Genomic DNA, 21,843 nt, shown 5'->3' on the forward strand with positions numbered 1-21,843 from the left:
CGACCTACCCTTACCCCAACCCCTCTCCCGGGGGGGAGAGGGGCTAAAGCGGGGCGCGCGCGGCACGGCGATTGCATGTCCATGGCATCCGCCGCAGTTCCCGCCACCGCTCCGTCGGCAGGCCTGCACGTCCCCGTCCGAAGCGGGAAATCCCCAGCAGGATCAAGGCGATGCCTATTCATCTTCTCCCAGTTTGTGCATTCGAGAAATCCGGCGCTAGAATCGTGGCCGGCAGCACCTCACAGGCCTCAGGCGCAATGACACAGAACAGCAGGCACCGGCTCCTTCGACCGGTGGCAACCGGGTTGCTCGGGGCATTGCTGCCCTTTGCGATGTCCTCCACCGCACAGACGCCGGCGCCCGCACAACCGCTGCCGCCACCGCTGCACACCGAAGCCACGCGCTACACCTCGCCGACCCAGCCGCTGCCCTACCGCGCTTCGCTGACCCAGAGCCAGGTGCTGCCGCTGGCCAGGGACTTCGACGTGGCCGCGCTGGAGTCGGCCGCCGAACAACTGACCTATGGCGAGCGCGTGCCCGGCCTGGCGATGGCCATCGTGCACAACGGCCAGGTGCTCAGCGCGCGCGGCTACGGAGTCACCGACGTCAACCGCCCCGAGCAGGTCGATGCGCACACCGTGTTCCGGCTGGCCTCGCTGTCCAAGGCGTTCGCCGGCACCATGGCCGGCCTGCTGGTCAACGACGGCACCCTGCGCTGGGACAGCAAGGTGGTCGACTACGTGCCGGGCTTCCAGCTCAGCGATCCGGTGGCCACGCGCCAGTTGAACGTCGCCGACCTGCTCAGCCACCGCGTCGGTCTCACCTACAACGCCTACGACCGCGACGTCGAATCCAACCTCGACTACTACACGCTCAGCCACAAGCTGGCCTATGCGCCGCTGAAGTGCGCGCCGGGCGAGTGCTACGCCTACCAGAACGTCGCCTTCAGCCTGATCGGCGACGTGGTGTTCGCCGCGTCCGGCAGCTTCTACGAGCAGTCGGTGGAGCGCCGCATCTTCAAGCCGCTGGGCATGAACGACGCCAGCATGGGCCTGGCCGGCATCCAGGCCAGCCCGCGCTGGGCGCGCCCGCACGTGCGCAGCCGCAACGGCTGGGTCTCGCTGACGCCCAAGCCGACCTACTATCGCCTGGCGCCCGCCGCCGGCGTCAACGCCAGCATCAGCGACATGGCGCAGTGGCTGATCGCGCAGACCGGGCATCGCCCCGACGTGCTGCCGGAGCCGTTGCTGGCGACCCTGCACGCGCCGCTGATCCTCACCCCGGGCGAGATGCGCTCGGGCTGGCGCCGCGCCCGGGTCAACTCGGCCAGTTACGCGCTGGGCTGGCGCGTGTTCGACTACTCCGGCCACCAGGTGATCTTCCATGCCGGCGCGGTGCAGGGCTACCGCGGCCTGATCGCGCTGGTGCCGGAACGCGACTTCGCCGTGGCGATCCTGTGGAACGGCGAAAGCGGCCTGCCCTCGGGCCTGCTGCCGACCGTGCTCGATCGCGCGATCGGCCTGCCGGCGCAGCGCTGGCTGGACGTGGACACCGACTTCGGCAGCGACAACCTGATGGCCGAACGTCCGGATCCGAAGGACAAGAAGGGCGCGTCCTCGTCCAAGTCGGTGGCCTCGCCGCACTGAGCGCGGCCTCCGGGCAGCATCCTCGCAGAAGGCGGCGCAAGCCGCCTTTCTGCTGTCTGCGGCGTTACCTGGGCTGCGTGTGCATTCCCGCTGCCCCGTCGCTGCGACGCAGCCCTGTCCAAGTTGCGACCACGTGGCAATGCGGCGGCGCGATCGCCTCGCCCAGGTACCACCGCAACGGCCGAGCCGACGCCACAGCGAACGTCAGCGGCCGCTCGGAGCGCCCGCGTGCGGCCGCGGCGACGACGGCACACCGCTGCTTCCATGATCGCGCGCAAGGCACGCAGTGCGCGCTCTCGCCGCCGTCCTCCATCTCAAGGCGGGTGAACATGGCGCTCCACGTCGCCGCACGCCGGGGCCGGCGTGCTGGCAACTCGACGCACTGTCGCACAAGAGCGCTGGGTAGCGCGCAGGCCCGCCTGCTGGGCGAGACACATCCTGTAGGAGCGGATTCAGCCGCGACGGGCTTTACCGGGCCTGCCCGTCGCGGCTGAAGCCGCTCCTACGGCGCATGCTGCATTCGGCTCGAGTGGGACCAAGCAGGTGCCTGCGGTCCACGCAATGCGTGGAAACAGCGATGCGGTGTCGATCGTCGGGCAAGGCACACTGACATGCTGCGCGCCTGGCGCACGGCGGCTGGGCTGGATCCGAGGATGCCAGAAGCGTCTCGATTGCTGCAGCAGGTCCCGCTCCCGCGACCGGCCGATCCACGTTCGGTCGGTGCATTCAATCCGATACCCCAACCCTGGCACTGCAGCCCACCACCGTGTGGGTGGCTTGCCTGTTGCTTTCGCGCAGGTCCCTCGCCGAACCCGCTTGCTCACGCGTGGTGCGCGCGTGATCGGCATGGCGACAAGCGCAGTCGGGAAGACCTGATGGTTGCGCCGTTATCGCCGTAGGTACCCGATCGCGAAGCGGCGGTCCCGACATGCAGGCTTGTCCCACTGCGAGACACACGGGCAGATCCCTAGCTACCGACCTGGCGATCAGCGCAAAGAGGACAGGCGAAGTGGATCGGAAACAGGCGGACGCGGTAGGCGGCCACTAGTCAGTCGTGCGAGACACACCGGCAGGATGTGCGCGTCGCGACCTGGCAAGCTGGGCGCAGAGAGCAGTCTTCGAGGGTGGAGAAGACGAACGCCACCGGCATCGTCAGGCAGAAAGACGTGCTGCGATCGTGCACGGCCGGATGCCGCAATAAAAAACTCCCTCCCCGCTGGGCACCGGGGAGGGAGTCTAGGAACAGCGATCGGGATGGATCAGATCAGCGGCGCGGGCGTGGCCGGCAGCGCGACCGGAGCGGCCTTCTTCTTGCGAGCGGCCGGCTTCTTCTTCGCCACGGTCTTCTTGGCGGTGGCCTTCTTCGCAGTTGCCTTCTTCGCGGCCGGCTTCTTGGCAGCCGACTTCTTCACCGTCTTCTTGGCAGCGGTCTTCTTGGTCGCAGCCTTCTTCGCGGTCTTCTTCACCGCCTTCTTGGCGACGGCCTTCTTCGCGGTCTTCTTGGTGGCGGCCTTCTTTGCCGTCTTCTTCACTGCCTTCTTGGCAACGGCCTTCTTGACCGCCTTCTTCACCTTGGCGACCTTCTTGGCCACCTTCTTGGCGACCTTCTTGACCGCCTTCTTTACCGAAACCTTCTTCGCTGCCGGCTTCTTGGCGGCAGTCTTCTTGACCGCCTTCTTAGCGGCCGGCTTTTTCGCAGCTTTTTTCGTCGCCATGGGATGGCTCCTCGTCAGTGAACTATGGATTGAAAATGCCCAGTTAAAGCAACCTCGCGGCGATGCTCCGCCTGCGGGAACCGCCGGCGCGCGCTGCGGGCCGGATCGGATACAGAAACACCCGTACCGGAAGTCGATACGGGTGCGATGCCAGGGGAGACGTTGCGTTTCTCGGAGGGAAGCGACTCCAACTCCACCATCTTCGGGTTCCTGGCGGATGTCCAAGTTGTGCTTCGCGTTTTGATGTCGATCCGATTCACTCGCTTGCGCAGCAACGTCTGCTGGGCGAAACCTAATCACGGTTTTTTTTACTGTCAACACTTCCGCGCAATTTTTTTTCCGCCGGCAAGCGCGCCACGACCGCCGCATGCCGCGCCGGCCGCCTTGCCGACGCCGCCGATCGCCGCTGCCGACATCGCAAGGAAAACCGCGCACGCGAAAAAAGCAGGGAAATTTCCGTGTTTTCTGCAACAGCGTAGTGCCGGCATCGCATTGCAGACAGGCATCGACGACGCGTCGACGGCAACTGCGGCGGCGCGCGCCAGCCTGTCCGCTAGCTGAAAAAAAATTTCGCGACTGCGTGCGGTTCCGGCATCGCACAAGTGCAAATGCGCAAAAGTGCGCAAACTTTTTTGCGTCGTGCGGCGGCCACGACGCGCGCGATGCATCGCGTGGCGCGTCGCCGAGACGCGTCGCATCGCGCCACCGCGATACGACCTGCATGCACGTCGCCGACACATCGCGCCACACGCGACTGCCCTCGCCCAGCTCCCACCATGTCGCCAACGCCTCCTCGCGATGCCGTTGCACGGTCGCGTCGACCGGCACAGCTCGCAGAGGGAGTCGACTGGTGCCGGTACGCACCGCGCCGTCACGCATCAGCGAAGTGCGAAGCGCACGCCCCGTTGCTACTGCCCGCGCGTCGCCGACCCGCGTCGCGCCGCCAGGCTGCGCTGCATCTGCGCCGCGTCGGAAAACCGGCGCCGACCGACGCTCGGGTCGTATGCATTGGTCACCGCCAGACGCGACGAACACAATGCGCTCGCGGCGCGCCCGGCGGCGACCTCACATGGCCTTCGCAGCGACGCCGGCGACGCGAGTTCCGGGATAGCCATGCAGAGAATGGCGCTGCCGACGCGCAAACGGTGGCGACCGCGCCGAGCCGCGCCCAAAAAGAAACCGGCCGCACTGGGCGGCCGGTTCGGGTGTCGCGACGGGCAGTCGGCTCAGTGGCCGTCTTCCTCGAGCAGTTCGGCATACTCGTCCGGCGACAGCAGTTCGTTCAACTGCTCGGCATCGTCCGCTTCCAGCACCAGGATCCAGCCTTCGCCGTAGGCGTCCTCGTTGATCGTTTCCGGCTTGTCGCTCAGCGCGGTGTTGACCTCGACGACCTTGCCGCTGAGCGGGCTGTACACGTCCGAGGCGGCCTTGACCGACTCGACCACGGCCACGCCGTTGCCGGCTTCGACGTGATCGCCGACGTTCGGCAGTTCGACGTAGACCAGGTCGCCAAGCAGGCCCTGGGCGTGGTCGGAGATGCCGATGGTCACGCGACCATTACCTTCGACGCGGGCCCACTCGTGGGACTTGAGGAATTTGAGGTCGCCAGGGATCTCGCTCATGGGGCTGCTCCGGAAGAAGACGGTATCGAGGATGGGAGGCTAGTGTAGCGAACCGCGCGCGTGAGGAAGAAGTCGCGCGCGGCGGATAGGACTCAGCCGAGCACGCCGGGCTGGACCTGGCCTTCGCGCACGAACGGGAACTTGACCACGCGCACCGGCACGTCCTTGCCGCGAATGTCGACGCGCACCGCGCCCGGCTCGCCGGCCGGCACCCGCGCGAAGGCGATCGCCTTGCCCAGCGTCGGCGAGAAGGTGCCGGACAGGATCTCGCCGTCGCCGTTGGCGGTCAGCACCTTCTGCCCGTGACGCAGCACGCCCTTCTCGTCCATCACCAGGCCGATCATCTGCCGCGGTGCGCCACCGGCCTTCTGCGCTTCCAGCACGGCGCGGCCAATGAAGTCGCGGCCCTCGTCAAGGGTGACGGTCCAGGCCAGCGCGGCCTCGTAGGGCGAGACGGTCTCGTCCATGTCCTGGCCGTACAGGTTCATGCCCGCTTCCAGACGCAGCGTATCGCGTGCGCCCAGCCCGGCCGGCTTGACCCCGGCACCGATCAACGCCTCCCAGAACGCCGGCGCCTGCTGCTGCGGCAGCACGATCTCGAAGCCGTCCTCGCCGGTGTAGCCGGTGCGCGCGACGAACAGCGGCACGCCGTCGACCGAGGTCGCCTCGATCGCGGCGAAGCGACCGAGCTTCTGCGCGGCGGCACGATTCTGCTCGCGCAGCAGGCCGATCGCCTTGGCGCGCGCGTTCGGACCCTGCACCGCGATCATCGCGAAGTCGTCGCGCTCGCGCACCTGCACGCCGAATGCCTGCGCCTGCTCGCCGATCCAGGCCAGATCCTTGGCGCGGGTCGCGGCGTTGACCACCAGGCGGAAGAACGCATCGGACATGTAATAGACGATCAGATCGTCGATCACCCCGCCCTGCGGGTTGAGCATGCAGGTATACAGCGCCTTGCCCGGCACCTTCAGCTTGTCCACCGAATTGGCCAGCAGATGGCGCAGGAAGGCGCGGACCTGCTCGCCGTGCAGATCGACCACGGTCATGTGGCTGACGTCGAACATGCCGGCGTCGTGACGCACCTGATGGTGCTCGTCGATCTGCGACCCGTAGTGGATCGGCATGTCCCAGCCGCCGAAGTCAACCATCTTGGCGCCGAGGGCGCGGTGGCTGTCGTTGAGGATGGTCTTCTGGGTCATGGCGCGGGTCCGTGAGAAAAGTCCCCCATTATCGCTGGCAGTGAGCCGGGATTGGGGAATCGGGAATGGGGATTCGTAAGAGCGGCTGTCCTGGATCCGAAGGACTGGTGCCCGATCGCGCAGTGCCGCAGGAGCGGCTTCAGCGGAGGCCGGGATTGGGGATTGGGGATTGGAAGTCGGGAATCGCGAGAGCGACTCTCCTGGATCGGAAGGGCTGGCGCTCGATCGCGCAGCGCCGTAGGAGCGGCTTCAGCCGCGACCCGTCACCGGTCCAAGGGCGCGGCTGAAGCCGCTTCTACGAATCCCCAATCCCGACTCCCCAATCCCGGCTTTCAAGCAGCCTGGACCAGCAGCGTCATGCCATCCACGCCGACGATGCGCACCGCGCTGCCGGCCGGCAGGTCGGGGCCGCCGACGACCCAGAAGGCGTCGTCGACCTTGGCGCGGCCGCGGCCGCCGTGGATCGGCTGATCCAGGGTTACCACGCGGCCGATCAACTGCTCGGCGCGGCGGTTGAGCAACGGCTGGTCGCTGGTCCGGCCGCGGTTGCGGAACCAGGTGCGATACACCTGGATCGAGACGAAGCTCAGCACCACGAACGCGCCGACCTGCAGCAGCAGGGAGGTGTCCGGGAACACCAGGACCGCGAGGAACACCGCCGCGGCGGCGAAGCCCATCCACAGCATGAAGGCGCCCGGCGCCAGCGATTCGGCCGCGAACAGCAACAAGGTCAGGGCACCCCAGGCCACTACCTCAATGCGCATGGCTCAGACTCCGTTGCGCGGCGGCACGCGCGGCACCGCCGGCGGCGTGCCCTGCTTGTTCAGCGCCTCGCGCGCCAGTTCGGCGATGCCGGCGATCGAGCCGATGATGCCGCTGGACTCCATCGGCATCAGCACGAACTTCTGGTTCGGTGCGGTGGCCAGTTCCTTGAACGCCTCCACGTACTTCTGCGCGATGAAGTAGTTGATCGCCTGCACGTCGCCTTCGGCGATGGCCTTGGACACCATCGCCGTCGCCCGCGCCTCGGCCTCGGCCAGGCGCTCGCGCGCCTCGGCGTCGCGGAACGCGGCTTCCTTGCGGCCTTCGGCCTCCAGCACCGCCGCCTGCTTCTCGCCGTCGGCGCGCAGGATCTCCGACTGCCGCGAGCCCTCCGCCTCGAGGATCTGCGCGCGCTTCTCGCGCTCGGCCTTCATCTGCCGGGCCATCGCATCGACCAGGTCGCGCGGCGGCTGGATATCGCGGATCTCGATGCGGGTGACCTTGATGCCCCACGGATTGGTGGCATGATCGACCACGTTCAACAGCTGCGCGTTGATGGTCTCGCGCTGGCTCAGCGACTCGTCCAGGTCCATCGAGCCGATCACGGTGCGGATGTTGGTCTGCACCAGAGCGATGGTGGCGATCTCCAGATTCGACACTTCATAGGCCGCCTTGGCCGCGTCCAGCACCTGGAAGAACACCACGCCATCCACGCGCACCACCGCGTTGTCCTTGGTGATGACGTCCTGGCTGGGCACGTCCAGCACCTGCTCCATCATGTTGACCTTGCGACCCACGCCATACATCCACGGAATCAGGAAATGCAGGCCGGGCGAGAGCGTGTGGGTGTAGCGGCCGAAACGCTCCACCGTCCACTGGAATCCCTGCGGCACCATGCGCACGGTCTTGAACAGCACCACCACGCCGAAGAACAGGATCACCAACGTGAGGAAAAAGGTAGACGGCATCAGGTTGCTCCATTAACCAGAAAGAAATCGAATCCGCAGTATAGCGAGCGCCGGCGCGGGCGCCGGTCACCAGCGGATGCGGCCCAGCAGCATGTCCTTGAACATCACCCAGTCGCCGGCAAGCGAGTACAGCGGGTGCTTGAAGGTGGCCGGACGGTTCTTTTCGAACACGAAATGGCCGATCCAGGCGCAGCCGTAGCCGCAGACCGGTGCGCCCCATAGCCAACGCGGGTGGCCGGTGCACAGCGCCAGCAGCAGGCTCGCCAGTACGCCGAGGCTGCCGACGAAATGCAGACGCCGCGACAGCGGATGGCGGTGCTCGCTCAGATAGAACGGATAGAACTCACGGAAGCTGGCGAAGCGGCGCATGCGATGGCCCTCCCGAGGCGACGCAGGCGTCCAGCATACGCCGGGAGCACGGGTGTCGCTCGCAGCGCACAGACACGACCGGCAGGCGCAGGCGCCGGATGTCCTCGTGCAGGAGACGGCAGCGCCGCAGCAGGCATGTCCACGATGCGGCAACCGCGTGGAGGCCGCGTACTTGAAGGGCGCCTGCGGCGGGGCGCAATGCCTCGGGAGCGGGACGCGTCGTCGGGTTGCAGGCAAGGCTTCAGGGCATCTCGACCAGCGCGCTGCGCTGCAGCGCAGTGGAAGTGCCGTGAGTTTCGCGGGAGCCAACTGTCATGCAACCGCCACGCGCGAAGTGCCGTGCTTTCCGGTGGCGCAATGCGTCGGGACTGAAGTCCCTCCCACAGTGCACCCGGCAAGATCGCCGCAAGACCCTGTGGAAGTGGCTTCAGCGGCGGCAGGCATTCCGATGACGCGTATCGCGCCTACAGGGCACCGTCCATCACGCCGGGGTGTGTCCTGCGGGAGTCAACTGGCATGCGACCACGACGGGCGAAGTGGCGTGCTTTCCGATGAGGCAATGCGTCGGGACTGAAGTCCCTCCCACAGTGTACCCGGCAAGATCGCTGCAAGACCCTGTGGAAGTGGCTTCAGCGGCGGCAGGCATTCCCGATGACGCATCTCGCGGCTGCGAGGCACCGCGCATCACGCCGGACGTGTCCTGTGGGAATCACCTGCCATGCGACCACCACGTGCGAAGTGACGTGCTTTCCGATGGCGCAATGCGTCGGGACTGAAGTCCCTCCCACCGTGCACCCGGCACGTTCGCCGCAAGCTCCTTTAGATACCGTCTTCCCCTAACAGGCAAGCGCCTTTGTCGGGTCGAACGCGGTGTTGGAGCGGCCTCAGCCCTGCCGCGGCGCGAACATGATCACCGCCATGCCGGCTAGGCACAGCCCGGCGCCGAGCAGGTCCCAGCGCGTGGGGCGCATCCCCTGCACCGTCCACAGCCACAGCAAAGCGACGGCGACATAGACGCCGCCGTAGGCCGCATAGACGCGGCCGCTGGCGGCGGGATGCAGGGTCAGCAGCCAGACGAAGGCCGCCAGGCTGCCTGCGGCCGGCAACAGCAGCCAGGCACTGCGCTGTTCGCGCAGCCACAGATAAGGAAGGTAGCAGCCGACGATCTCGGCGACGGCGGTCAAAACGAACAGCAACAGGGTCTTCATCCGGCCGCGGCGCGCTCTTCGTCCTTGGCGCGCTGCCAGTATGCCTCCTGCTGCGCCAGGGCCAGACCGTCGAGCGCGCCGCCGTCCTGCTGCGCCAGCCGTTCCATCGCGCGGAAGCGGCGCTCGAACTTGAGGTTGGCATGGCGCAGCGCCGCGCCGACATCGACCTTGGCATGCCGCGCCAGGTTGGCGCAGACGAACAGCAGGTCGCCGATCTCGTCCTGCAGCCGTGCCGGATCGGCAGCGGCGCCATGCGCCAGTTCCGCGCGCACTTCCTCCAGCTCTTCCTGCACCTTGTCCAGCACCGGCGCGGGGCCGGGCCAGTCGAAGCCGACCCGCGCCGCACGCGACTGCAATTTCAGCGCGCGCTGCCATTCCGGCAGGCCGCGCGCGATGCCGGCCAGCGCCGAGCCGTCGCGCTCGCCGGCGGCGGCGCGCTCGGCGCGCTTGATCTCTTCCCACTTCAGCGTCTGCTGTGCGGCATCGGCCACCTGACTGTCGCCGAACACGTGCGGGTGACGGCGCACCATCTTGTCGCAGATCGCCGCGACCACGTCGTCGAAGCCGAACGCCCCCTGCTCGCGCGCCATCTGCGCATGGAACACCACCTGCAGCAGCAGGTCGCCGAGTTCGTCCTTCAGCCCGGCCAGATCCTGGCGGTCGATCGCGTCGGCCACTTCGTAGGCCTCTTCGATCGTGTACGCGGCGATGCTGGCGAAATCCTGTTCCAGGTCCCAGGGGCAGCCCTGCGCGGGATCGCGCAGGCGCGCCATGATGTCGAGCAGGGCGGGAAGGTCGTAGCGGGTGGGGGTCACGGGCGGGTTCCGGTGCGACGGCACCGCTGCCGCCTGCCGCCTAGTGTGGCAGAGCGCGCGCCATGCGGCGCGCGCTCGCGGCGCGGCTCAGCCCAGCCAGTCGCGCCAGGGCAGCGCGGGATCGCCCAGCGCGACGAAGTCGCCGTTGAGCAGCGATTCGCGGCGGTTGTAGCGGAACGGCTTGCCGGTCGCGGCGGCCAACAGCGCACCGCCGGCGGCCTGCAGTACGCACTGCCCGGCGGCGGTGTCCCACTCCGAGGTCGGGCCGAAGCGCGGGTACACGTCCAGGTCGCCATCGGCGATCCGGCAGAACTTCAGCGAGGAACCCTGCGCGACCAGTTCGATCTCGCCCATGCGCTGCAGCAGCGCGTCGGTGCGCGCGTCGCGGTGCGAGCGGCTCGCCGCCACCCGCAGCGGCGCGGTGGCCGGGCGTCGCGTGTTCAGCGCGGTATCGCGGAAGCCCTCGCGGCGGTACGCCTGCTCGCCGCGCACCGCGTGCCAGACGCGGCCGTCCACCGGCGCCTGGACCACGCCGAACACCGGCGCGCCCTGGTGGATCAGCGCGATGTTGACGCTGAACTCGCCGTTGCGCTTGACGAACTCGCGGGTGCCGTCGAGCGGGTCGACCAGCCAATAGGTGGTCCAGTGCTGGCGCACTTCCCAGGGGATCTGCGCCGATTCCTCGGACAGCACCGGCAGGTCCGGGGTCAGCCGTTCCAGGCCTTCGACGATGATCTGGTGTGCGGCTAGGTCGGCCTGGGTCAACGGGCTGGCATCGGCCTTGTGCTCCACCTCGAAGCCGGTGGCGTAGACGGACATGATCGCCGCGGCGGCATCGATGGCGATGGCGATCACGGTTTCGCGCAAATCACTGGTCAGACGGATCATTCGGCGCGACCCAGCCACTCGCGGGCGATGAACAGCGCCGCCAGCGAACGCCCCTCGGAAAAATCTTCACGCAACATCAGTTGATCCAGTTCAGCCAGTTTCCAGGGCACCACTTCCAATTCCTCCGGCTCGTCGCCGGCTAGTCGTTCGGGATAGAGATCTTGTGCCAGCACCAGCCACGACTGGTGGCTCATGTAGGTCGGCGCCAGGGTCATCGCGCGCAGCACGCGCAGCTGTCGCGCGCCGTAGCCGGCTTCTTCCTTGAGTTCGCGGTCGGCCGCCTGCAGCGGGGTCTCGCCGGCGTCGATGCGGCCCTTGACCAGGCCCAGCTCGTAGCGGTGCACGCCGGCGGCGTACTCGCGCACCAGCAGCACGGTCTGCGCATCCAGCATCGGCACCACCACCACCGCGCCGTGGCCCGGCGCCTTGAGCCGGTGGAACACGCGACGTTCGCCGTTGCTGAATTCCAGGTCCAGCTCCTCGACCCGGCGCTCGGCGGGCGATTCGCTGCGCTCGCGCACGGCGTGGATGACCGGCAAGCGACGGGTCACGCCGGCACCCTGCGGCGCCGGGCGGCGTCGGTCGATAGAATGCGCGGAGCGAAGAACCTGTTCATGAGCGCGAAATGCTATCAGACCTGACCGCAGCACAGATGGCCGACGCGTGGCGCCAGCGCGACCTCGCCGTGCTCTGGCACCCGTGCACGCAGATGCGCGAACACCCCGACACCCTGCCCTTGGTCCCGATCGCGCGCGGCGAAGGCGCCTGGCTGATCGACCACGGCGGCCGCCGCTACCTGGACGCGGTGAGCAGTTGGTGGACCAACCTGTTCGGCCACGGCGAACCACGCATCGCCGCCGCCATCGCTGCTCAGGCCACCCAACTGGAGCAGGTGATGCTTGCCGGCTTCAGCCACGAACCGGCGGTGCTGCTGGCCGAACAGTTGCTGGCGCTGGCGCCACGCCAGGAGGGTCGCGCGCCGCTGGCCAAGGTGTTCTATGCCGACAACGGCTCGGCCGGCGTGGAAGTGGCACTGAAGATGGCCTTCCACTATTTCCAGAATCGCGGCGAGCCGGGTCGCACCCGCTTCGTCGCGCTGGAGAACGGCTACCACGGCGAGACCATCGGAGCGCTGGCGGTCGGCGACATCCCCCTGTACCGGCGGGTGTACGCACCGCTGCTGGCCGAGGCGCTGTTCGCGCCCTCGCCCGACGCCTACCAGGCAGCACCGGGACAGAGCGCGCGCGAACGCGCCGATGCCGCCGCCGATGCGCTGGCCGATCTGTTCGACCGCCATCCCGGCGAGATCTGCGCGGTGATCCTGGAACCGCGCCTGCAGTGCGCCGGCGGCATGCGCATGCACGATCCGGCCTATCTGCGGCGCGCGCGCGAACTGTGCGACGCCAACGGCGCGTTCCTGATCGCCGACGAGATCGCCACCGGCTTCGGCCGCACCGGCACCCTGTTCGCCTGCGAGCAGGCCGGCGTGATGCCCGACCTGCTGTGCCTGTCCAAGGGCCTGACCGGCGGCTTCCTGCCGCTGTCGGCGGTGCTGGCCACCCAGCATCTGTACGACGCCTTCCTCGACGACAGCCGCGAGCGCGCCTTCCTGCATTCGCACAGCTACACCGGCAACCCGCTGGCCTGCGCCGCGGCGCTGGCGTCGCTGCGGATCCTGCAGGAGGACGACGTGATCGCGCGCAACCGCAGCACCGCCGAGACCATGCGCGCGCTGTCGGCGCCGTTCGCCGAGCATGCGCACGTGGCCGACGTGCGCCAGGCCGGCATGGTGGTGGCGTTCGAACTCACCCGCAACGGCGACAAGCGCACGCCCTTCCCTGCGTCGGCACGCGTCGGCCTGCATGCCTACCGCGCCGCGCTGGAGCGCGGGGTGGTGCTGCGCCCGTTGGGCGACGTGCTGTACTGGATGCCGCCCTACTGCGTGGACGCCGCGCAGCTCGCGCTGCTGGCCGAGACCACGCTGGCGGCGATCGACGAGGCAGTGGCATGCGCCTGACCCGCTGCCATGTGGACCTGCCGCTGCACGCCGGCGCCGAGTTGAGCCTGCCGGAGGACGTCGCCAACCACCTGCTGCGCGTGTTGCGGCTGCGCGAAGGCGACCCCTGCGTGCTGTTCAACGGCGACGGCTGCGATTACCACGCCGAACTGCTGCAGGCCGGCAAGCGCAACGCCAGCGTGCGCATCGGCGCGGCACGGCCGGCCGACAACGAGTCGCCGCTGGCGATCACCCTGCTGCAGGGCGTGGCGCGCGGCGAGAAGATGGACCTGATCCTGCAGAAGGCCACCGAACTCGGCGTCGCCGCAATCGTGCCGGTGTGGGCCGAGCGCACCGAAGTGAAGCTGGATGCGGCGCGGGTGGACAAACGCATGGCGCACTGGCGCAGCGTGGTGATCGCGGCCTGCGAACAGTCCGGTCGCGCGCGCGTGCCGCAGCTGAGCGCGCCGCTGGCACTGGCCGATGCGGCGCGCGCCGCGGCGGACAGCCCATGCCGACTGATCCTGGACCCGCAGGGCGAACAGCGCCTGCGCGCGCTGGACATCGGTGGCGATGCGGCGACGATCGCGATCGGCCCGGAAGGCGGCTGGTCGCCGCGCGACCGCGCCACGCTGGAAGCCGCCGGCTTCGTCGGCCTGCGCCTGGGGCCGCGCATCCTGCGCACCGAAACCGCCGGCCTGGCTGCGATCGCGGCGCTGCAGGCGCACCACGGCGACTTGTGAGTGCGCGCACGCCGCAACATAGGCGGCGCCGGACGCGCCGGCGTGCCATGGGACGCGACGCGATGCCACTGGACACCCGTCGGCGCCCTTCCTTCTTATATGTAGCGAGACGAGCGCAGCCACCCACTCGGACTGCCCCTAGCCCGTAGGGCACGGCCGATCACCTGCTTCCGCCACCATCACGCCGAAGACGGCCTGCCGTGCGGGAGCGACGTCAGGGAACTTCTCATCTCGACGGCAAGCACACGCGTAGGAGCGGCTTCAGCCGCGACGGACTTCCCGGGAAAGCCTGGTCGCGGCTGAAGCCGCTCCTACAGGACACTTCCCTTGCTGTCAGCCGCGCCCTGTAGGCACGCTGGCGCGGCATGCGCTCTAGATAAAAGCCTGCGCCATGCACTAAGCACGCACGCCGCAGGACGCGGCCTGTGTCGGCGAGGCCGCCCAGCGGCTCAGTAGCGCTGCTGCAGGAACCAGTTCGCCGCGCCGATCACGCCGAGCTGGCCGTGTTCGACCAGTTTCACCGGGATCTGCTCCAGCGCCGGACGCATCGCGCCCTTGTTCAAGTAGCGCTCGACGAAGCTGCTGGCGGACAGGAACGCGCCGATCTGCGGCAGGAAGCCGCCAGCCAGGTAGATGCCGCCCTGCACGCCGTACAGCAGGGCCATGTCGCCGACCACGCTGCCGAGCAGGCCGCAGAACGCGGACAGCGCTTCGTGCGCCAGCGGATCGCCACCGGCCAATGCAGCCGCGGTGACGTCACCCGGCGCGGCATGCGCGGGCGTGGCGCCACGCAGTTCGCACAGCGCGCGATACAGATTGAGCAGGCCCGGACCGGACAGGAAGTGTTCGGCCGGCACGTAAGGACGGTCGCGCAACAGGCGCTGCGCAAGCATCAGTTCCAGGTCGTCGCCGACCGGCAGCGCGGCATGGCCGGCTTCGGTGGCCAGCACCACGGCGCCGCCATGGGTCGGAATCCACACCGCGGCGCCGAGACCGGTGCCCGGACCGATCACCAACGCCGGCCCGCGCTGCGCTTTGCGCGGCCCGGTCAGATGCAGCACTTCGCTGGCGTCCATCGACGCCGCCGCATACGCCACCGCCTCGAAATCGTTGACCAGATGCAGCGCCTTCAAGCCCAGACGTTCGCGAATCTCCGGCGGCGACAGCGTCCACGGCAGATTGGTGGTGATGACGCGTCCATCTTCGAGCGCGTAACCGGCGCTGGCGATCACCCCGCGGGTCGGCTTCGGCCCCTGCACCTGGCCCAGGAACTCGCCGATGATCTCGGCCAGGCCGGGATAGTCGGCGCAGCGGTACTTGCGATAGTCGAGTACATCGACGGACGGTGCCGGGCCGGCACCGGCAGCAGGCGCGACCAGGCCGATCCGGACATGGGTTCCGCCGACATCGGCAGCAATGAAGGGCTCGGCGCGCGGCACGGCCGCTGCCACGGATGAACTGCTTGCGGACACGTCTTCTCCCGTTGCGCCAGAGCAGGCGCACGCCGATTCGGCAGATTGATCGATCGAGTGTCCGACCACCTTGACAACGTTGTCAAGGTGAATTTCACCAGCGTGTCGTTTTGTCTTCATCGCGTCGACTTGATGGGGTGGATCGCCTCGGCGTGTTGAAGATCGGCCGCCGCCGCGCGTTGCATGGGTGAACATCCGTCGCAAAATTTCGCCGCATCGCACAAATTTTTGCCATGCAGCCTGCAAGCCGGCAGGCCTTGCTGCAGCTGGGGCGACTGGTCGATTCAGCCCGGTCGCCACCATCGTCGGCCATGTTTTCTTTTGTAGACAAGGACCTAGGCCGGGCTGCATACGCCTTGCCAAAGCCGCAGGAAAGATGCCGCGGCGAGCCTTGCTTGCAATCGTAAAAGCCGCGTGAAACGGGTGTTGACAACGCTGTCAGCGCTACGACAGACTCGGCTCACACAAGTTTTACAACTTCAAGACATGCCACGTTCAGGGGATTCAGAAACAGCGACGCATCGCCGCTCCTCCCGCGCCAAGTGGCAGGACCCGCGCTGACGCTGCGACCGGCATCCCCCGAACCGACGAAACCACGCCCGATGCCGGGCACGGACGCAGCGCGCCCGGACCAGGCAGCAGGTGCACTGCTTTATTGCTGGACTTGGTTGTTACCTGCAGGAACACAGGAAGAACCGGCGCCCTCGATGCCGCCGGTTGGCTACTTCCGCGTCAGCGACCGGACGACGCGCATCGAGATGCGATCCGCGCAGCGCCACCAGGCGCGGCGCCATCCACAAGGCCGGGCAGCGGCCAGCACGCCGGAACATCGGTTGGCACCTCATGCCCAAGTACTCACCCAGAGGTTTAGCCAATGAATAGCCGCACCACTACCTTAGCCCTCAGCATCATGGCCGCGCTGTACCTGTCCGGTAACGCCGCCGCGCAGGAAGCGCCCGCTTCCGCCAACGCGGATTCCAAGAACGTCCAGCAGCTGGATGCCATCACCGTCACCGGCTACCGCGCCTCGCTGGAGAAGAGCCAGTCGGTGAAGCGCTCGGCCAACTCCATCGTCGATGCGATCAGCGCCGAGGACATCGGCAAGTTCCCGGACACCAACGCCGCCGAGTCGCTGGCGCACCTGCCGGGCATCAGCGTGGACCGCCAGTTCGGCGAGGGCGAGAAGGTCAGCATCAACGGCACCGACCCGGCGCTGAACCGCGTGCTGCTCAACGGCCAGACCATCGCCTCGGGCGACTGGGGCGGCAACCCGACCGACACCAGCGGCCGCACCTTCAACTACACCCTGCTGTCGCCGGAAATCATCGGCCTGATGGAGGTCTACAAGACCCCGGAAGCGCGCATCGACGAAGGCTCGATCGGCGGCACCGTGATCGTGCACACCCGCAAGCCGCTGGACCTGCCGAAGAACACCATCCGCGGCTCGGTCGGCTACAACTACAACGACCGTTCGGAAGAAGGCAATCCGCGCGGCTCGGCGCTGTGGAGCTGGAAGAACGACGACGAGACCTTCGGTGCGTTGATCTCGGCCACCCACGACAAGCAGGACCTGTCGCGCGCCGGCATCGAGTTCTTCGGCTACAACACCGGCTCGGGCATCTCGCCGACCGCCAACATCTCCGGCGACGGTGGTAACGTCGCGACCGCCAAGATCCCGGTCGGCATCAACAGCGCCTTCTTCCAGCAGACCCGCGAGCGCAACGGCCTGCAGGGCGCGCTGCAGTGGAAGCCGAACGATCAGAACGAGTTCAACCTGACCGGCATCTACATCAAGGGCAAGTACAACAACTTCAGCGAATCGCGCTACGTCTGCCCGGGCTGCGGCGACCAGGACAAGATCACCAGCGCGACCGTGCAGAACGGCTACATCACCCAGGCCACGGTCACCGATGGCGCCGGCAACGGCAAGCAGCCGTACGCGCAGCTGGATACCAACTACCGCGAAAGCACCGTCACCACCAAGAGCCTGAACCTGCGCCACGACTTCTACGGCGACAAGTGGGTGTTCACCTCGCAGGTCGGCACCACCGAGGCCACCGGCGGCAAGAACCCCGAGTACCTGATGAAGTTCCTGCTGAAGGACGGGGGCTACAACTTCGGTTACGACGGCAGCCACACCGACGTCAACTACGACAACGCCAGCGCCGCCAACTGGGGGCTGGTCGGCTCGCCGGCCGGTCTGCCCGCCGGCTCCACCGCCGCCTCGGCGATGCAGGCCGGCGGCATCTACTACGCCAAGAGCACGGACAAGGAGAAGTACTTCCAGTTCGATGCCGCCCGCGATCTGGATTGGGGCCCGCTGAACAAGCTGCAGCTCGGCTACAAGTACATCAACCACGACAATGGCGTCGATGCCCGCGGCAACCGCATCAACACCACCAATGCGATTTCGCTGACCGACTTCAGCCCCGGCACCACCCCGAGCGGTCTGTACGACGGCCTGGGCGCCAGCGGCGACCTGACCAACTGGCCGACCGCCAACCTCAACTCGGTGATCAACTACCTGCGCGGCCAGCCGCAGGGTCCGTACAACCGGGACTACGGCTCCTCGTTCGACGTCAAGGAAATCACCAGCGACCTCTACGCGCAGCTGAATTTCGAGTCCGGCGCGTGGCGCGGCAACCTGGGCGTGCGCTACGTGGACACCAAGGACAAGTCGCTGTACTGGCAGAGCGCCGATGGCGGTGCCACCTACAACCAGACGCAGGTGAGCAAGCAGTACTACAAGCCGCTGCCGAGCTTCAACCTGGCCTACGATCTGGACACCGACAAGGTGCTGCGCTTCTCCGTGGCCAAGGTGATGGCACGTCCCCGCTACGGCGACCTGGCCGGCTCCTTCACCATCAACAGCAGCAACGGCAACCTGACCGCCAGCGGCGGCAACCCGGACCTGAAGCCCTACGAGTCGACCAACTACGATCTGGCCGCCGAGTGGTACTTCGCCCCGTCCAGCATGCTGTCGGCGGAACTGTTCTACCGCGACATCAGCTCGTACATCGTCACCACCACCTCGCAGCAGCAGCTGACCGATGCGGTGAGCGGGGTGAGCGGCCTGTTCACGGTGACCTCGCCGATCAACGCCTCCGACGCCAAGGTCAAGGGCGCCTCGCTGAACTACCAGCAGGCGTTCGGCTACGGCTTCGGTCTGCAGGCGAACTACACCTACGCCACCGCCGACGCCAGCACCGGCCTGAACCTGCCGTACCTGTCGAAGAACACCTACAACGTGATCCCCTACTGGGAAAACGGCCCGTGGATGGTGCGCCTGAACTACAGCTACCGCTCCAAGTACTTCACCCAGGTCGGCCGCCTGAACTCGCAGGTGTTCACCGACGAGTACAAGCAGCTGGATCTGACCGCCTCGTACGAGATCAACGACTGGATGAGCGTGAGCTTCAGCGCGACCAACCTGCTCGACTCGACGTACTACTGGTACAACGAGGTCAAGTACGCGCCGATCGGCATGTACAAGAACGGCCGCGGCTACCAGGCGCAGCTGAACTTCAAGTTCTGATGTAGCACCGGCGCGCCACCGTTCCTCCACGGTGGCGCGCTTTTTCGTGTCCGGCGCGGCGGCGCCGGCATCGTTCCCTGCAACAAAGGAGTGCCGTTCCATGACGACCGAGACCCGCCCCCGTGCGGACCGATCCCGCCACGCCGGAGCCGCACGCCAGACCCTGGCCAGCGCGCTGGCCCTCATTCTTGCGCTGACGGCCCTGCCCGCCGGCGCCGCAGACGCGCCGTCGCCGACGGCGCCCACCGCCACCACCCTCAGTCCGGAACAGATCGACCAGCAGTGGCTGCAGGCCACCGCCAAGTACGCGCCCGAACGCGCGCGCCTGGTGCGCGAAGCCAACGCTGGCGCGCGCGGCGGACCGTTCCGGCCCGACTGGACCTCGCTCAAGCAGTACCGCTCGCCGTCCTGGTACGACAACGCCAAGTTCGGCATCTTCATCCACTGGGGCGTGTTCTCGGTGCCGGCCTTCGGCAACGAGTGGTACTCGCGCAACATGTACCAGCAGGGCAGCAAGGACTACCTGCACCATCGCGAGACCTACGGTCCGCAGTCGCGCTTCGGCTACAAGGACCTGATCCCGCTGTTCACCGCGCCCAAGTTCGATCCGCAGGCCTGGGCCACGCTGTTCCGCGACGCCGGCGCCCGCTACGTGGTGCCGGTGGCCGAACACCACGACGGCTTCGCGATGTACGACTCGCAGCTGTCGGACTGGACCGCGGTGAAGATGGGCCCCAAGCGCGACGTGATCGGCGAGCTGTCCAAGGCGATCCGCGCGCAGGGCCTGCATTTCGGCCTGTCCTCGCACCGCGCCGAGCACGACTGGTTCTTCGACGGCGGCCGCCAGTTCGACTCCGACGTCAACGACCCGCGCTACGCCGGCCTGTACGGCCCGGCGCAGGTCCGCCTGCCGGGCAAGGACGACGCCGACGTCACCAACGACTGGACCCCGGTGTCGCAGGCCTGGCTGGACGACTGGCTGGCCCGCACCACCGAGCTGATCGATCGCTACGACCCGGATCTGATCTATTTCGACTGGTGGATCGCGCACCCGACCTTCCGCGGCACGCTGCCGACCATGCTGTCGTACTACTACAACCACGGCGCAGCCAAGGGCGGGGTGGTGGTGAACTACAAGCTCGGCGCCTTCCCCGAGGGCGCCGGCACCCTGGACATCGAGCGCGGCCAGCTCACCGGCATCCATCCCACGCACTGGCAGACCGACACCTCGGTCAGCAACGCCTCGTGGGGCTATGTCGAGAACGACACCTACAAGACGCCGACCTTCATCATCCACATGCTGGTGGACGTGGTCAGCAAGAACGGCAACCTGATGCTCAACATCGGCCCGCGCGCCGACGGCTCGATCCCGGACACCGAGCGCGCGATCCTGCTGTCGATCGGCAAGTGGCTGAAGACCAACGGCGAGGCGATCTACGACAGCACGCCGTGGCGCACCTACGGCGAAGGCCCGACCGAGGTGGTCGGCGGCACCTTCCAGGACACCAAGACCAAGCCATACACGCCCGAGGATTTCCGCTTCACCACCGGCCACGGCGCGCTGTACGCGATCGAGCTGGGCTGGCCGGCCGACGGCAAGGCCGTGATCCGCTCGCTGACGCCGGCCGACGGCGTGCGCGGCGTCACCCTGCTCGCCAGCGGCAAGCCGGTGCCGTTCGAGCAGCGCGCCGACGGCCTGCACCTGCGCCTGCCGGCCAAGCCGGTGGGCGAACACGCCTACGTGTTCCGCATCGACCTGACCTCCCCCACCCCGCCAACGGATCCCTCCCGATGATGAAGCGTTTCGCAGGGCTGCTGTTCGCCCTCGCCCTGGTCTGCGCCCCAGCTATGGCCAAGAACCCGACCGCGCTGTTCTATCTGATGAACACGCAGAAATCGACCAATTCGTTCCTGGCGCACCTCGACAAGATCGACGTGGTGGTGCCGACCTGGTACGGCGTGGACCAGAGCGGCCTGGTCAACGGCACCCCGAACATGTACCTGTACGAGATCGCCAAGCAGCACAAGCTGCGGGTGATGCCGATCCTGTCGATGACCGCCGGCCGCGACGGCTTCCACAAGCTGCTGCACGACGAGGACGCCAAGCAGCGCATGATCGCAGCGCTGCTGATCCACGGCCGCAAGCACGGCTACTACGGCTTCCAGTTCGATTTCGAGAGCATCGCCTGGACCGACCGTGACGCCTACTCGCTGATGGTCAAGCAGACCGCCGAGGCGCTGCACAAGGCCGGCTTCAAGCTGTCGGTGGCGGTGGTGCCGAACGCGCCCGGCTATGCCGAAGGCGGCGCGTTCGCCAAGTGGATGTGGGAGTACTGGCGCGGCGCCTACGACCTCAAGGCGCTGAGCGCCTCGGCCGACCTGATCAGCCTGATGACCTACGACCAGCACACCCGCTGGACCACGCCCGGCCCGGTGGACGGCATGGTGTGGATGAAGAAGCACCTGGACTATGCACTGACCCAGGTGCCGAAGGACAAGCTGTCGCTGGGCATCGCCACCTACGGCTATCGCTGGTACACCGGCAACCCGGTCAAGCCCGACGGCACCGAGGCCTCGAACATTACCGCCGACTACATCGACGCCGACGAGTCGTTCCCGCTGGCGGAAGAGCAGCACGCCACCGTGCAATGGGACCCCGTGGAGCAGGAGTCGTGGTTCTATTTCTACCGCGACGACATGCGCGAGTGGGTGTTCCGCCCGGACGCGCGCAGCTTCCGCGCGCGCTACGAGCTGACCAAGCAATACGGCCTGGAAGGCTTCAGCTGCTGGGTGCTGGGCGCCGAAGACCCCAAGGTCTGGGACGAACTGCCGACCGCAACGCGCTGAGCGGGCGCCACGATCGACATGCGGACGGGATGCACGCGGCGCGCAGCGAACGCGCCGC

18 protein-coding genes are annotated in these 21,843 nt (G+C 67.5%); 7 read left to right on the forward strand and 11 right to left on the reverse strand.

The genetic code is table 11. The features are described from left to right. Positions 1-257 precede the first annotated feature (257 nt). Positions 258-1,646, forward strand: a complete 1,389-nt coding sequence (locus GGR71_RS02425) for a serine hydrolase domain-containing protein (protein WP_160959859.1) — start codon at positions 258-260, stop codon at positions 1,644-1,646. A 1,259-nt stretch (positions 1,647-2,905) separates the two neighbouring features. On the opposite strand, the gene GGR71_RS02430 is transcribed toward GGR71_RS02425, so the two are convergent. After that, entirely contained in the window at positions 2,906-3,361 is a 456-nt protein-coding gene (locus tag GGR71_RS02430; RefSeq protein WP_010344200.1) for a hypothetical protein, read from the reverse strand. Between the two features lie 243 nt (positions 3,362-3,604). Here GGR71_RS02430 and GGR71_RS02435 point away from each other — a divergent pair, with 243 nt between their 5' ends. Next, positions 3,605-3,922 (forward strand): hypothetical protein, encoded by a 318-nt coding sequence (locus tag GGR71_RS02435; RefSeq protein ID WP_160959857.1) that lies wholly within the window; start codon positions 3,605-3,607, stop codon positions 3,920-3,922. Between the two features lie 665 nt (positions 3,923-4,587). Here GGR71_RS02435 and gcvH read toward each other — a convergent pair. From gcvH to nudE, 9 genes are all read right to left on the reverse strand, one after another. Beyond that, the gene (gene gcvH / locus GGR71_RS02440) at positions 4,588-4,983 is read right to left on the reverse strand and encodes a glycine cleavage system protein GcvH (RefSeq protein WP_010344201.1); all 396 of its coding nucleotides are present in this window, start codon (positions 4,981-4,983) and stop codon (positions 4,588-4,590) included. Between the two features lie 92 nt (positions 4,984-5,075). Then, a complete protein-coding gene (gcvT, locus tag GGR71_RS02445) occupies positions 5,076-6,182 on the reverse strand; it encodes a glycine cleavage system aminomethyltransferase GcvT (RefSeq protein ID WP_160959854.1) in 1,107 nt (368 codons plus the stop codon). A gap of 332 nt (positions 6,183-6,514) precedes the next feature. Then, complete coding sequence (locus GGR71_RS02450; RefSeq protein ID WP_160959852.1) at positions 6,515-6,946, reverse strand: NfeD family protein; 432 nt, start codon at positions 6,944-6,946, stop codon at positions 6,515-6,517. 3 nt (positions 6,947-6,949) lie between these two features. Beyond that, complete coding sequence (locus tag GGR71_RS02455; protein WP_048490449.1) at positions 6,950-7,912, reverse strand: SPFH domain-containing protein; 963 nt, start codon at positions 7,910-7,912, stop codon at positions 6,950-6,952. A 66-nt stretch (positions 7,913-7,978) separates the two neighbouring features. Further along, positions 7,979-8,281: a DUF962 domain-containing protein gene (locus tag GGR71_RS02460; RefSeq protein ID WP_160959849.1), complete on the reverse strand. Its 303-nt coding sequence runs from the start codon at positions 8,279-8,281 to the stop codon at positions 7,979-7,981. Positions 8,282-9,165: 884 nt separating this feature from the next. Continuing rightward, positions 9,166-9,489 (reverse strand): YnfA family protein, encoded by a 324-nt coding sequence (locus GGR71_RS02465; protein ID WP_017916569.1) that lies wholly within the window; start codon positions 9,487-9,489, stop codon positions 9,166-9,168. Next, positions 9,486-10,262 carry a nucleoside triphosphate pyrophosphohydrolase gene (gene mazG / locus GGR71_RS02470; protein ID WP_160960020.1) on the reverse strand — a complete coding sequence of 259 codons (777 nt, stop codon included), beginning with the start codon at positions 10,260-10,262 and terminating at the stop codon, positions 9,486-9,488. The genes GGR71_RS02465 and mazG overlap by 4 nt, the downstream gene beginning before the upstream one ends. A gap of 129 nt (positions 10,263-10,391) precedes the next feature. Then, positions 10,392-11,192: a 3'(2'),5'-bisphosphate nucleotidase CysQ gene (gene cysQ / locus GGR71_RS02475; RefSeq protein ID WP_160959846.1), complete on the reverse strand. Its 801-nt coding sequence runs from the start codon at positions 11,190-11,192 to the stop codon at positions 10,392-10,394. After that, on the reverse strand, positions 11,189-11,743 hold the full coding sequence (gene nudE / locus GGR71_RS02480) for an ADP compounds hydrolase NudE (RefSeq protein WP_160959844.1): 555 nt from the start codon (positions 11,741-11,743) through the stop codon (positions 11,189-11,191). Before nudE ends, cysQ begins: the two co-directional genes overlap by 4 nt. Before the next feature lie 74 nt (positions 11,744-11,817). On the opposite strand from nudE, the gene bioA reads away from it, so the two are divergent. Both bioA and GGR71_RS02490 read left to right on the forward strand, forming a co-directional pair. Continuing rightward, a complete protein-coding gene (gene bioA, locus GGR71_RS02485; RefSeq protein WP_160959841.1) occupies positions 11,818-13,209 on the forward strand; it encodes an adenosylmethionine--8-amino-7-oxononanoate transaminase in 1,392 nt (463 codons plus the stop codon). Beyond that, positions 13,200-13,931, forward strand: coding sequence for a 16S rRNA (uracil(1498)-N(3))-methyltransferase (locus GGR71_RS02490; RefSeq protein WP_160959838.1), 732 nt, complete (start codon positions 13,200-13,202; stop codon positions 13,929-13,931). Before bioA ends, GGR71_RS02490 begins: the two co-directional genes overlap by 10 nt. A 449-nt stretch (positions 13,932-14,380) precedes the next feature. Here GGR71_RS02490 and GGR71_RS02495 read toward each other — a convergent pair whose 3' ends face one another. After that, positions 14,381-15,403, reverse strand: a complete 1,023-nt coding sequence (locus tag GGR71_RS02495) for a glucokinase (protein ID WP_160959836.1) — start codon at positions 15,401-15,403, stop codon at positions 14,381-14,383. An 874-nt stretch (positions 15,404-16,277) separates the two neighbouring features. On the opposite strand from GGR71_RS02495, the gene GGR71_RS02500 reads away from it, so the two are divergent. The 3 genes from GGR71_RS02500 (at position 16,278) to GGR71_RS02510 (ending at position 21,785) form a co-directional block, all read left to right on the forward strand. Then, positions 16,278-18,938, forward strand: a complete 2,661-nt coding sequence (locus GGR71_RS02500; RefSeq protein ID WP_160959833.1) for a TonB-dependent receptor — start codon at positions 16,278-16,280, stop codon at positions 18,936-18,938. 100 nt (positions 18,939-19,038) lie between these two features. Beyond that, complete coding sequence (locus GGR71_RS02505; protein ID WP_160959831.1) at positions 19,039-20,733, forward strand: alpha-L-fucosidase; 1,695 nt, start codon at positions 19,039-19,041, stop codon at positions 20,731-20,733. Further along, on the forward strand, positions 20,730-21,785 hold the full coding sequence (locus tag GGR71_RS02510; RefSeq protein WP_160959829.1) for a glycosyl hydrolase family 18 protein: 1,056 nt from the start codon (positions 20,730-20,732) through the stop codon (positions 21,783-21,785). Before GGR71_RS02505 ends, GGR71_RS02510 begins: the two co-directional genes overlap by 4 nt. Positions 21,786-21,843 lie beyond the last annotated feature (58 nt).

The sequence above is a fragment of the Xanthomonas sp. F1 genome (assembly GCF_014199855.1).

Coding starts and splice junctions, on each gene's coding strand:
- GGR71_RS02465 (WP_017916569.1), bottom strand. CDS start 9,489: ATGAAGACCCTGTTGCTGTTCGTTTTGACCGCCGTCGCCGAGATCGTC.
- GGR71_RS02510 (WP_160959829.1), top strand. CDS start 20,730: ATGATGAAGCGTTTCGCAGGGCTGCTGTTCGCCCTCGCCCTGGTCTGC.
- GGR71_RS02455 (WP_048490449.1), bottom strand. CDS start 7,912: ATGCCGTCTACCTTTTTCCTCACGTTGGTGATCCTGTTCTTCGGCGTG.
- bioA (WP_160959841.1), top strand. CDS start 11,818: ATGCTATCAGACCTGACCGCAGCACAGATGGCCGACGCGTGGCGCCAG.
- gcvT (WP_160959854.1), bottom strand. CDS start 6,182: ATGACCCAGAAGACCATCCTCAACGACAGCCACCGCGCCCTCGGCGCC.
- cysQ (WP_160959846.1), bottom strand. CDS start 11,192: ATGATCCGTCTGACCAGTGATTTGCGCGAAACCGTGATCGCCATCGCC.
- GGR71_RS02450 (WP_160959852.1), bottom strand. CDS start 6,946: ATGCGCATTGAGGTAGTGGCCTGGGGTGCCCTGACCTTGTTGCTGTTC.
- GGR71_RS02460 (WP_160959849.1), bottom strand. CDS start 8,281: ATGCGCCGCTTCGCCAGCTTCCGTGAGTTCTATCCGTTCTATCTGAGC.
- mazG (WP_160960020.1), bottom strand. CDS start 10,262: ATGGCGCGCCTGCGCGATCCCGCGCAGGGCTGCCCCTGGGACCTGGAA.
- GGR71_RS02500 (WP_160959833.1), top strand. CDS start 16,278: ATGAATAGCCGCACCACTACCTTAGCCCTCAGCATCATGGCCGCGCTG.
- GGR71_RS02505 (WP_160959831.1), top strand. CDS start 19,039: ATGACGACCGAGACCCGCCCCCGTGCGGACCGATCCCGCCACGCCGGA.
- GGR71_RS02435 (WP_160959857.1), top strand. CDS start 3,605: ATGTCGATCCGATTCACTCGCTTGCGCAGCAACGTCTGCTGGGCGAAA.
- gcvH (WP_010344201.1), bottom strand. CDS start 4,983: ATGAGCGAGATCCCTGGCGACCTCAAATTCCTCAAGTCCCACGAGTGG.
- GGR71_RS02490 (WP_160959838.1), top strand. CDS start 13,200: ATGCGCCTGACCCGCTGCCATGTGGACCTGCCGCTGCACGCCGGCGCC.
- GGR71_RS02430 (WP_010344200.1), bottom strand. CDS start 3,361: ATGGCGACGAAAAAAGCTGCGAAAAAGCCGGCCGCTAAGAAGGCGGTC.
- GGR71_RS02425 (WP_160959859.1), top strand. CDS start 258: ATGACACAGAACAGCAGGCACCGGCTCCTTCGACCGGTGGCAACCGGG.